Source organism: Actinophytocola xinjiangensis (assembly GCF_001921215.1).
Classification (GTDB): Bacteria; Actinomycetota; Actinomycetes; order Mycobacteriales; family Pseudonocardiaceae; genus Actinophytocola; species Actinophytocola xinjiangensis.
Genome location: NZ_MSIF01000008.1, coordinates 217,375 through 229,066, shown reverse-complemented (window position 1 = coordinate 229,066; position 11,692 = coordinate 217,375). Strand labels below are relative to the sequence as shown.

General features: G+C 74.8%; 9 protein-coding genes. 8 read left to right on the top strand and 1 reads right to left on the bottom strand.

Annotated features, from left to right (window positions below; all coding sequences use genetic code 11):
* Positions 1-124: 124 nt before the first annotated feature.
* The 4 genes from BLA60_RS18565 (at position 125) to BLA60_RS18550 (ending at position 3,620) form a co-directional block, all read left to right on the top strand.
* A complete protein-coding gene (locus tag BLA60_RS18565) occupies positions 125-655 on the top strand; it encodes a PadR family transcriptional regulator (RefSeq protein WP_075134171.1) in 531 nt (176 codons plus the stop codon).
* A gap of 10 nt (positions 656-665) precedes the next feature.
* Positions 666-1,394 (top strand): ABC transporter ATP-binding protein, encoded by a 729-nt coding sequence (locus BLA60_RS18560; RefSeq protein WP_075134170.1) that lies wholly within the window; start codon positions 666-668, stop codon positions 1,392-1,394.
* 1 nt (position 1,395) lies between these two features.
* Entirely contained in the window at positions 1,396-3,156 is a 1,761-nt protein-coding gene (locus tag BLA60_RS18555) for an FtsX-like permease family protein (RefSeq protein ID WP_154814442.1), read from the top strand.
* A gap of 143 nt (positions 3,157-3,299) precedes the next feature.
* Positions 3,300-3,620, top strand: a complete 321-nt coding sequence (locus BLA60_RS18550; RefSeq protein ID WP_075134169.1) for a hypothetical protein — start codon at positions 3,300-3,302, stop codon at positions 3,618-3,620.
* Positions 3,621-3,735: 115 nt separating this feature from the next.
* Here the strand turns inward: BLA60_RS18550 and BLA60_RS18545 are convergent, their stop codons facing one another.
* Complete coding sequence (locus tag BLA60_RS18545) at positions 3,736-5,013, bottom strand: COG1470 family protein (RefSeq protein WP_075134168.1); 1,278 nt, start codon at positions 5,011-5,013, stop codon at positions 3,736-3,738.
* Between the two features lie 154 nt (positions 5,014-5,167).
* Between BLA60_RS18545 and BLA60_RS18540 the strand changes: the two genes are divergently transcribed.
* The 4 genes from BLA60_RS18540 (at position 5,168) to BLA60_RS18525 (ending at position 11,661) form a co-directional block, all read left to right on the top strand.
* Entirely contained in the window at positions 5,168-5,788 is a 621-nt protein-coding gene (locus BLA60_RS18540; RefSeq protein WP_245812042.1) for a helix-turn-helix transcriptional regulator, read from the top strand.
* Positions 5,789-5,898: 110 nt separating this feature from the next.
* The gene (locus tag BLA60_RS18535) at positions 5,899-8,970 is read left to right on the top strand and encodes a PD40 domain-containing protein (RefSeq protein WP_084735063.1); all 3,072 of its coding nucleotides are present in this window, start codon (positions 5,899-5,901) and stop codon (positions 8,968-8,970) included.
* 13 nt (positions 8,971-8,983) lie between these two features.
* Positions 8,984-9,664, top strand: coding sequence for a Pvc16 family protein (locus tag BLA60_RS18530; protein ID WP_075134166.1), 681 nt, complete (start codon positions 8,984-8,986; stop codon positions 9,662-9,664).
* The gene (locus BLA60_RS18525; protein ID WP_075134165.1) at positions 9,661-11,661 is read left to right on the top strand and encodes an ATP-binding protein; all 2,001 of its coding nucleotides are present in this window, start codon (positions 9,661-9,663) and stop codon (positions 11,659-11,661) included. Before BLA60_RS18530 ends, BLA60_RS18525 begins: the two co-directional genes overlap by 4 nt.
* The last annotated feature ends 31 nt before the right edge of the window (positions 11,662-11,692 follow it).

Here is an 11,692-nt window from a genome sequence, read left to right as displayed (position 1 = left end):
TCACGTGACCGGCAAGCTAACAACCTGTCCGGCCGGACAGCCACCGCGCGCACCGCATGCCACGCGATCGAGTGAATTCCTGACCGGTTTGACAGCGGCCATAGATAACGGTTATCCATATCCGGTGCAGGACGTGGTGTTGGCCATGCTGGCGAAGGAGCCGGCACACGGGTACGAGCTGCGCGGACGGCTGCGCGCGGCGCTGGGCCCGCTCGGCGAGGCGATGAACGCCGGACAGATCTACGTGACGCTGACCCGTCTGGCCAAGGCCGGCGCGGTCACCTCCGAACGGGTCGATGGCTCGCCCGACCGGCCGGACCGGCGGGTGTACGCGCTCACCCCGGCCGGCCAGGAACGGGTCACGGCCTGGCTGGCCGAGGTCAGCTGGCCCAAACCGGACCTGGCGGAGTTCCACCTCAAGCTGGTCGCCGCCGCCACCGCCGGGCTCGCCGACCCGGTCGCCCTGGTCGACGCCCAGCGGCGCGAGGTGCTGCGCCGCCTGCGGGAGGCCCAGCGGGCCGCACTGGACCGGGCGGTCGACCCGGTCGCCGGGTTGCTGCTGGAGGGGGTCGTCCTGCGGTTGCGGGCCGACCTGGACTGGTTGGAGGCGTGCGAGCGGATGTGGACCGAACACGGCCGGACGGTGCGGTCATGACGGTGCGGTCATGACCGAATCGGCGCTGGTGCGGGCGCGCGGGCTGACCAGGCGCTACGGCCGGGGCGGCGGGCTGGTGCGCGCGGTCGACGAGATCGACCTGACCGTCCCGGCCGGACAGACGCTGGCCGTCATGGGGCCCAGCGGCTGCGGCAAGTCGACGCTGCTGCACCTGCTCGGCGGCCTGCAACGCCCCACCGGGGGCCGGGTGTGGCTGGCCGGCCACCGGCTCGACACGATGAGCGAACGGGCGCTGGCCCGGCTGCGGCGCGACACCGTCGGGTTCGTCTTCCAGTCCTTCCACCTCATGGACGAGCTGACCGCGGTGGAGAACGTCGAACTGGCCGGGCTGCTGGCCGGACACTCACCCCGCCGGGCCAGACGGCGCGCGCTGCACCTGCTCGACCGGGTCGGGCTCGCCGAGCGCGCCGGCCACCTGCCCGCCGCGCTGTCGGGCGGCCAGCGCCAGCGGGTCGCCATCGCCCGGGCGCTGTGCAACGAGCCGCTGGTCGTCCTGGCCGACGAGCCGACCGGCAACCTCGACAGCGCCGCCACCCTGGAGGTGCTGCGGCTGTTCGAGGACCTGCGCACCGCCGGCCAGACCCTCGTCGTGGTCACCCACGACACCCGCATCGCGGCGGTCGCGGACCGGCTGATCACCATGCGCGACGGCGCCTTCGCCGACGACAGCCGGCTGGCCACCGCGGTGACCGGTCCCGTCGGCGACGGGTGGCGCTGAGGTGGCCGGCCGGCTGCTGCTGGTGTGGCGGCTGATGGTGCGCGACCTGCGCCGCCACCCCGTCGAGTCGCTGCTCCTGCTGGTGGCGGTCATCGCCGCCAGCGGCACGCTGACCGTGGGGCTGTCCCTGGGCGACGTGGCCGACCAGCCGTACCAGCAGACCAGGCGGGCCACCGCCGGTCCGGACGCGGTGGCCCGGCCGAGGGCCACCGGCGAGGAGGCCCTGGCCGCCCTCGCCCCGCTGACCACCGCGCCCGGCGTCGCTGACCACAGTGGACCGTTCCCGGTCGCCTTCCTCGATCTGACCGCCGGCGGACGGACCGCGCACGCCGTCGTCGAGGGACGGGACACCGCACCGGCGCGGCTGGACCGGCCGGCGGTGGTCGACGGCGGCTGGGTGCGGCCGGGCGGGGTGGTGGTGGAGCGCGCCTTCGCCGACGCCCTCGGCGTCGGCCCCGGGGACACCGTCAGCGTCGCCGGCCACCCGCTGCGCGTGGCCGGCACCGCGGTGACCGCCGCCAGGGTGGCCTACCCGTACGCCGGCTGGCACTTCCCGGGCAGCGAGCTGGCCCAGCGCGGCGGCCTGGTCTGGGTCGACCGGGGCGACCTGGCCGCCCTCGCCGGCGCCGAACCGTTGTCCTACACGCTGAACCTGCGGGTCACCGGCACGCTGGACGGTGTCCTGGACGGCGCCCCCGGGCTCACCGTGCTCACCTCGGCGCGGATCGCCGAGGCCGACGCCCGGACGGTGGCCCAGGCGCGGGAGGCCCTGCTCGTCGGCAGCTGGCTGCTCACCGCGCTGGCGATGGCCGGCGTGGCCGGGATCGTCGCCGGCCGGGTCGCCGGGCGGCGACGCCAGGTCGGGCTCCTCAAGGCCGTCGGCGCCGGCCCGGCCGCGGTCGCCGTCGTGCACCTGGCCGGGTACCTGGTGATCGGGCTGGCCGGCGCGGCGGCCGGTCTGCTCGCCGGCCTGGCGGCCGGCCCGGCGCTGATCCAGCCGTCCGCCGGGCTCCTCGACGTCGTCGACCCGGCGGCGCCCTCGACGCGCACGGTGCTCGCCGTGACGGCCCTCGCGGTCGCGATCGCCGTGGCGGCGGCACTGGTGCCCGTGGTGCGGGCGGCCACCACGAGCACGGTCCACGCGCTGGCCGACACCGCCACACCGCCCCGCCGCAGCCGGTGGCGGATCGGGCTGTCCCGGCTGCTGCCGGTGTCGCTGCTGATCGGCGTGCGGGTCAACGCGCGCCGGCCGCGCCGCGCCCGGCTCGTCGTGCTGAACACCCTGATCACCACGACCGCGCTGGTCGCCGTGCTGATGAACAACGCGCGCGAGGACCACTTCGACGTCGGCGGCGCGGACCTGGTCGATCCCCGCGCGCAGCGGGTCGACCAGGCGATGCTGGTGATCACCGTCGTGCTGTGTGTGCTCGCGCTGGTCAACGCGGTGGTGACGACCTGGACGGCGGTGCTCGACGCCGGCCGGCCGCTGGCCCTCACCCGGGCGTTGGGCGCCACCCCCGGCCAGGCCGGTCTCGGGCTGGCGATGGCGCAGCTGCTGCCCGCGCTGCCCGGTGCCGTCGCCGGGATCCCCGCCGGCCTGGGGCTGTTCCTGGTCGCCAGCCGGGGCGAGGTCCAGTACCCGTCGGGTGTGCTGCTCTCCGCCGTGGCGCTCGGCGTCCCGCTCGCCGGTGCGGCGCTCACCGCGGTCCCCGCGATCGTCCTGGCGCGCCGGCCGGTCGCCGACACCCTCCGGTCCGGCTGACCTGTCCGTGTCCGGAAAGGACGCGGGTGCCCCGATAACCTCGGTTGCGTTCCCGGACGGGCACATCGGCGCACGATCGCTTGGTTTCCCCGCGACCGTGGTGGAGCCTGGGGCACACACCCCAGGCTCCTGGCGGAGGTGCGATGCGATCCGATGACGGCGGCGCTGCCGGGCCGGAACCGTTCGCCGGCGACCTCCTGCTGCGGTTGGCGGTCGAGGGCTGGCTGGTGATCTCCCGCGAGGAGGCCGAGCGGGTCGTCGCCGAGCTGGAGTCGACGCTGGCACAGGTCCGGGCCCGGCTGCGGCCGGCCGCGCGGCCGGCCGGCCACTTACCGTCCGATGTGGACACACCGTCGGTCGACTCGGCGTTCGCCGGGCAGATCGCGGCCGACCGGTGGGAGCAGGCGCTGGTCGAGCTGCCCAAGTACATCCAGGCGCTGCGGATCGCGGGGGACTGCCGCTGAGAACATTCCTGCGGACATCCCTGAGGACATCCCTGGGGACGTCGCTGGGGACGTCGCGCAGAGGCGACCACCGGGCGGTGTGCCCGCTGGACGCCTCCGCAACCGGCTCCGGCCATCAGCCGCCGTTCGGCTGGTCGAACAACTCACCGCTGACATTGAGCACCTGGAAGCAGTTGGGTGCCTGCCGGCCGCTGATCGGCGTTCCGGGACGGACACACTCGACGGTCGCGGTGACCTGCGACCCGGCCTGCACGTCGATCGGCGTGACCCAGTGGTAGTCCTGGTTGCGGAAGGTCTCCAGCGCGATCGTGGTGATCGTCCGGTCGCCGAAGTCGATGGTCAGCACACCCTCGTCGCCCTGGTGGTTGGCCAGCACGATGTCGGTGATCCGGAACACCTTGCCCGGCGGCACGGTGTAGGTCTCCACGCCCTGCCGGCCGGCGTTGGTCCGCACCTCGATCGTGGCCGAACTCTGTTCCCCGCCAGACGTTCCGCCGCCACCGCCGCCACCACCGCCCGGACTCTGGGCGCCGTTGGTCTCCTGGCCGCCACCCTCCTGTTGGGACGATGTCGGGGCCGCCGGCGGTGGCTGGGCCTGCTCGGACCGGGCGATCTCCTCCGCCCGGTCGTCGGCGGCCTCCCTGGCCGCGCTGCGCACCGCCGGGCGCACCAACAGCAGCCACGCCAGCAGCAACGCCAGCAACGCGGCCAGCAACGCCAGCAGCCACTTGGGAAACACCGGGAGCTGGATCAGCTCACCGTCACGCGGGTGTTCGGTGGTCTGCTCGCCGGCCGTGGCCAGCGCGTCGACCCGCAGCGGCCACTCCACCGGCTTGCCCAGCCACAGGATCTTGGCCAGGCGCACCCGCAGTTCCAGCTCGGCGTGGTCGCCCGGGTCCACGGTCACCGGCCGGTTCGGCAGGTCGTAGGTGAGCTGGTCGTCGGTGTCCGGCGCGGACAGCGCCACCGCGACCGCAGTGTTGCCGTCGTTGTGCACGTCGACGTGGTAGCGGGCACGACGCCACGCGCGGCGGCGTTCGGGCACGAGCTCGGCACGCTGCTCGGCGAACGGCTCGACGACCACGGTCGCCTCGGACACCGTCACCGTCTCCGGCCGCTCGGTGGGCAGGACCCGGATCCCCAGCGGCAGCTCGCCGGCGCGCACCGACGGCGAACGCGGGGGCCGCAGGACGACGGTCACCTGCTCGGACGTTCCGGGATAGAGCGAGAGCCGCTCGGGCTCCACAAAGGTCCACGGCGCGCACTCACCGACGACCTCGAACCCGTACGCCTCGACGATGTCACTGTCGTTGCGCACCGTCATCGCCGTCCTGGTCTCCTGGCCGGGCGTGACGGCCACGATGGGGAGACCGAATTCTGTCGTTGCGGTCACGTCAGGAACGTAGGCCCACGGGTCGACCCGCTGGCAGGGACAAAAAGGCACCGTGCGGGCAATCCGCGTGCACCGGTGTGCCGATGACGTTGTCCGCACGGCCCCCGGGGGCAACAAGATGGGACCGCAGGCGCGTTCGAGGAGGCAGATGGCCATGAGAGTTCCGGTGATGGTCTACGCGGAGGATCCGGTACTGCGAGCCGGTGTCACCCACCAGCTTCGTACCCGGCCGGAGGTGGAGGTGCTGACGTCCCAGGACGAGGCGCGGGCGGCGGTGTCGCTGGTGGTGGTGGACGAGGTGGACGACGCGGCGACCAGACTGCTGCGCCGGCTGCAACGCACCTCGCCGGCCCGCACCGGCGTGATCGTCGGGCGGATCGACCGGGAGTCGTTGCAGATCACGGTGGAGTGCGAGGTGTCGGCGGTGATCCGGCGGTCCGACGCCCGCGAGGACCGGCTGGTGAGCGCGGTGCTCGCCCTGGCCAACGGGGAGGCGGTACTACCCGGTGACCTGCTGGCCACCCTGCTCGACCACGTGGGGAAACTCCAGCGCGCGTCGCTGGATCCCAACGGCCCCACGCTGTCCACGCTCACCCCGCGCGAGGTGGACATGCTGCGGCTGATCTCGGAGGGCCTGGGCACCGCCGAGATCGCCACCAAACTGTGCTATTCGGAGCGGACGGTCAAGAACATCCTGCACGGGGTCACCACCAGGCTGAACCTGCGCAACCGGGCACACGCCGTGGGTTTCGTGATGCGCCACGGGCTCATCTGAGCTGCCCGAAACTCCCTCGGTCGTGCCCCGGACGTGCCCGTCCGGACCTCGGCCCGGCGCCCGGTCACGGGCGACGATGCCGGTGAGGTCCCACGACCGGAGGTACGATCTTGTTCCCCAGGCTGAGAAACCGGTTCCTCGTGGTGGTCGTCGCGGGGGCGGCGCTGGGCGGGGTGATCCTGGCCGTCCCCGGCGCCACCGCCCCGTCGGCGACCGCCCAGGTGCTGGAGCCGGCGGACGGGCGGATCGCGTTCGCCGGCACCGCGCACCGCAGCCTCGGTGTGCTCACTGACCCGGTGCCCGAACAGCTCCGGTCGACCGAGCCGCTGTTTCCCGGCGGCCAGGCCCACTTCGACGACCAGGTCTCGACCCGTGGCGGGCTGGTGGTGTTCACCAGCCTGCGCGACAGCGTCACGCCGGAGGTCTACCTGCGCGCCGAGGACGGCTCGGTGCGCCGGTTGACCACCGGCCACGACGCCGGCCACCCGCAGCTCTCGCCCGACCTTGGCTCGGTGGTGTTCGACTCCGCCGTGGACGGTCAGCGTGACCTGTGGCTGGTCGGCGTCGACGGGTCGGCGCCGCGCCGGCTCACCGACGACCCGGCCGACCAGACCTGGCCGTCGTTCTCGCCCGACGGCACCGAGGTCGCCTACGCCGACGCCGGGGACGGCCAGATCCACCGTCGCCCGGTGGCCGGCGGCGACGACGTCCAGGTGACGTTCGAGTCGGGTGTCGCCGGGTCCCCGGCCTGGAACCCGGTCGACGGGAACAGCATCGCCTACACCGTCGAGCAGGACGGCGAGGTCCCTGTCCAGATCTGGGTGACCGGCACCGGCACCGGCGCGGCCAGGGACGAGTACCCCAGCTACCCCGAACACCCCACCTACACCCAGCTGCTCGGCGGGGACCACGCCGGCTGGGCGAGCCACTGGCCGGTGTGGAAAACCGACGGGACGGGACTGCTGTTCCTCAGCACCACCCAGGTGTGCGGCTGCCCGGCCGACCCGAACGCCGAGAAGGTGTACCAGGTGGACACCTCGGGCGGGCTGCCGGTGACCGAGGTCCCCGGCCTGCTGCTCGCCGAGGACCGCCTGCTCTCCGCACCCGCCTGGCTGACCGACCCGCCCCGGCTGCTGGTGTCCCGCACCACGGCCGCCACCCGCAACACCGTCACCCTGCAGGACATCCGCCCGGACGGCGTCGACCCGCGCGACCTCGGGCTGGAGCTGCTGCGCGAGGACCCGGAGGCGGTCAACGACCCGAACCTGCTGTTCCGTCCACGCCCCGGCTACGACCCGTGGTTCCAGCGGCAGAACTACTCCCCGGACGGCCGCAGCATCGTGGTGAGCCGCTTCGAGGACCTCGACGGCGCGCGGGTGCAGCGGATCTGGGTGGTGGACGCCGACGGCGCCAACCCGCGCCGGCTGCCGGTCGCCGACCGCGCCGCGACCGACTGGGAGTTCGACCCGACGTGGTCACCCGACGGGCGGTTCGTCGCGTTCGCCCGCCGCTCCCCGGGCGGGGTGCGGCCCGAGGGCGGCCAGAGCCGGGTGGTGGTCGTCGAGGTGGCGACCGGCGCGGTGGTCGGCCAGCTGCGTCCACCGGCGGAGGTCGCCGACCAGGAGGACACCCAGCCGGCGTGGTCGCCGGACGGCACGACGCTCTCGTTCACCCGGGGCCTGGTCACCGACGGCCCCGACGGCGAGGTCCGCTACAACCACATCTGGACCGCCCGCGCCGGCACGCTGGACCAGCAGCGCGACCTCACCACCGAGATCTGCGGGTTCGACTGCGACGTCACCGACGACAGCTCGGGGTTCGACAACGCGGGCCAGTACCTGGTGTTCAACCGGGAGGCCGACGGGCTGCTGCGCGTCCCGCTCACCGACGGCGGCTGCGAGGTCCTGCTGCCCGCGACCCCGGCGACCTGCGCCGGACCGGTGTCCGCGCCGGGCGGTCCGTTCCAGCCGCGCGACGCGGCGTTCGCGCCCGACGACGGGCGGCTGGTGCTCACCGACCGGCGCGCCCAGGACGCGGCCTCACCGGAGCAGCTCACGGTCCTCGACCCCGCCACCGGCACGCTCGACCCGATCACCGCCGGTCTGCCCGGCCGGCAGAAGGAGCCGACCTGGCAGCCCTCGGCCGACCTCACCGTCTCCGCCCCGCCCACGACCCCCGACACGCCACCGGACACGACGGTGACGGTCCCGGTCCAGGTCGGCAACCAGGGCCCGGCGACCACCGAGGCCAGCCTCACGGTCGTCGTGCCCGACGGGCTGCGGCTGGACGCGCTGCGCCCGGAGCGGGGGACCTGCGCCGAGCAGCGCTGCGACCTGGGGACGCTGGTCCCCGGCGACGTCGTGCTGGTCGAGGCCGACCTGGTGGGCCTGGCCCCCGGCCGGCCGACGGTGACCTGGTCGGTCGCCGGGCCGGTGCTGGACACCCGCCCCGCCGACAACGCCTCGGAGACCGAGATCCCCGTCGGCTCGCCGCCGCCCCCACCGGCCCCGCCCGCCCCGCCGCCCTCACCACCGCCGGCCGCCGGACCGGGCGTGACCGTGGTCGTCGGACCTGACCCGTCCTATGTGGGCGGCCGGGCGACCGTGCGCTACACCGTGCGCAACCGGGGCGGATCGCTGGCGACCGGGCTGCGCCTGGACTTCCGGCTGCCCGCGCGGGTGCCGGTGGCCGCCGTGCCGCCCGGCTGCTCGGCCAGCGGCTGCGCGCTGCCCGACCTGGCGCCGGGCGTCAGCGGGGTGGTCGTGGTGCTGCTCGCGCCGACGGTTCCGCTGCGCACCACCGTGCGTGGCGAGCTGCGGACCACCGGTACCGACGCCGACCGGGGCGACAACGTGGCCAGCGCGCGGCTGCGGGTGGTGCGGCCCAGGATCGTGGCCGTGCCGGCGATCGGCGAGCCGGGGTTCGTCACCTCGGTGCGCGGCCTGGACTTCCCGCCCGGCACCCCGGTCCGGCTGACCTGGACGCCCGGCATCACCGCGTCCGCCGTGCCGACGATCCCGCGCCGCGACGGCACCTTCGCCGCCCAGCTGCTGATCCTGGCCAAGGACCAGACCGGGCCGCGCACGATCACCGCCACCGGTGCCGGGTTCACCCCCGCCACCACCCCGTTCCTCGTCGTGCCCGGCTCGATCGGGCCGCCGGACATGGTCGCCCGCAGATGAGGGGAGTCGGCCCGTGATCGACGAAGTGGACGAGGGCATCCGGGCGCTGCTCGCCGAGGGCGACATCCCCGACGACCAGGGCGAGCTGGCCTTCGACGCGCCGACCACCGACTGGACCTCCCGGCGCAACGCCCCCACGGTCAACGTGTTCCTCTACGACATCCGCGAGGACCTCGAACGGCGCCGCACCGGCTCGGTCGAGGTGCGCGGCGAGGACGGCGACCTGCTCGGCTGGCGCGGCGTGGCCCGCTGGTTCCGGCTGTCCTACCTGGTCACCGCGTGGACCAACCGGCCGCGTGACGAGCACCGGCTGCTGTCGGGGGTGTTGCGCTGCCTGGTCGGCCACGAGCGGCTGGAGCGCAGGCTGCTGACCGGTTCGCTGGCCGAACTGGACCTGTCGGTCACCCTCGACGTGGCCGGCCCGATGTCCGACAGCGGCGCGGCCACCGACGTGTGGTCGGCGCTGGGCGGCGAGCTCAAACCCGCCATCCAGCTGGTGGTGACCGCGCCGCTGGCGGGGGAGTGGCGGCCCGCCGGCCAGCCGGTCACCGAGGGCGTGGTGCTGCGCCCGGCCGCCGACGAGTCCCGCCGGCTGCGCTACGCCGGCCCGACCACCGCGCAGGGCGAGGGGTTCGCCGCGGCCCGCCCGCGTCCCACGCCCGGCCGGCGCCGCCGGGGTGAGCCGATCCGATGACGCCCAGCCACCTGTGGCGGCGCCTGGCGGCGGTCGAGCAGCGGATCCGGCAGGCGGTGGCCGGCCGGCTGGCCACCGACCCGGCGCCCGACGACCCCTACCGGGGCCTCTACCTCACCCCCGAGGCCGTCGAGCGGGTCCTGGCGGGCCGGCCCCGCCCGGTCCCGGTCGAGCCGGGCGACCCTGGCGAGGGCTCCCGGCTGGCGGGCCTGGCCGCCCGGTTCGGGCTCGACGACCTGGACGTGGAGTTCCTGCTGGTCGCGCTGATTCCCGACGTCGACGCCCGGTTCGAACGCCTCTACGGCTACCTCAACGACGACCTCACCCGCCGCCGCGCCAGCGTCGGCCTGGCGCTGGAGCTGTGCGGCCAGCCACCGGCCGGCCCGGCCCGCTTCCGCCTGTCGCCCGCCGCCGCGCTGGTCGCCGGCGGCCTGGTCGAGGTCCAGGAGGCCGCGCTGCCCGCCCTGTCGCGGGTGCTGCGCGTGCCCGACCGGGTCACCGCCCACCTGCTCGGCGACGACACCCCCGACGACACCCTCACCGGCCTGGTCACCGTCGAGACCTCCGCCGACGACACCGCCGACGGGGGGCCCGACGACCTGGCCCGGCGGGTCGGTGCCGCCCTGCGCGCCGGGGTCGGCCCGCTGCACCTGCGTGACACCGACGGCGACGCCGGCACGACGGCCGTGGCCGCGCTGGCCGCCGCCGGGCACGACGCCGTCGTGGTGGACACCGTGGCGCTGGCCGACCGGGACCGCCCGCCGGTCGCCGAGCTGGTGCGCGAGGCCCGGCTGCGCGGCGCCGGGATCGTGCTCGGCCCACTGGAACCGCTGCTGCCCGCACGGGTCCGGCTGCTGCGCGAGCTGGCCGCCGGCGGCGTTCCGCTGGTCCTGCACGGCCGCGACCCGTGGGACCCGAAGTGGACCTCGGCGGTGTCGGTTCCGGTGCCACCGCTGGACTCCCGGCGCCGCGCCGACCGGTGGGCGGACGTACTGCGGGCCTCGACCGGCCTGGACCCCACCCGCGAGCTGCTGGCCGGCCTCGCCGGCTACCGGCTGGGCACCGGTGAGGTCACCCGGGCGGTCGACCTCGCCACCCGCCTCGCGCTGGTCGAGGACCGGCAGGTCACGCTGCCGCACGTGCGGGCCGGGGTCCGTGCGCACAACGGCGCCGGCCTCGACCGGCTCGCCCGGCGGATCGTGCCGGCGGTCGGCTGGGACGACCTGGTGCTGACCGGGCCGACCCGCGCCCAACTGGCCGAGCTGGTGACCAGGGCGCGGTACCGGGACCGGGTGCTGGGGGAGTGGCGGATGCGTCCCGGCGGCGGGCGCGGGCACGGCGTGGTCGCGTTGTTCGCCGGCGAGTCCGGCACCGGCAAGACGATGTCGGCCGAGGTGGTGGCCGCCGAGATCGGCATGGACCTCTACGTCGTCGACCTGTCCACAGTGGTCGACAAGTACGTCGGCGAGACCGAGAAGAACCTGGAGCGGATCTTCACCGAGGCCGCCGGAGTACACGGGGTGCTGTTGTTCGACGAGGCCGACGCGGTGTTCGGCCGGCGCTCGGAGGTCAAGGACGCGCGCGACCGCTACGCCAACGTCGAGTCGGCGTACCTGTTGCAGCGCATGGAGTCCTTCGACGGCATCGCCGTGTTGACCACCAACCTGCGGGCCAATGTGGACGAGGCGTTCATCCGGCGGATCGACGTCATCGCCGACTTCCCGGTGCCCGACGTCGCCCAGCGGCACGCGCTGTGGGACCGCTGCCTCGGCCCCGCGCTGCCCCGCGCCGACGACCTCGACCTCGGGTTCTGCGCCGAACGGTTCGAGCTGACCGGCGGGTCGATCCGCGCGTGCGCGGTGACCGCCGCCTACCGGGCCGCAGAGTCCGGCACCGCGCTCACCATGGCCGGCCTGGTCGACGCGGTGCGCCAGGAGTACCGCAAGCTCGGCCGCCTGGTGCTGGCCGGCGAGTTCGGCGCGTGGGCCACCCGGTGACCCACCTCTGACCAGCAACCCCGAACAGGAG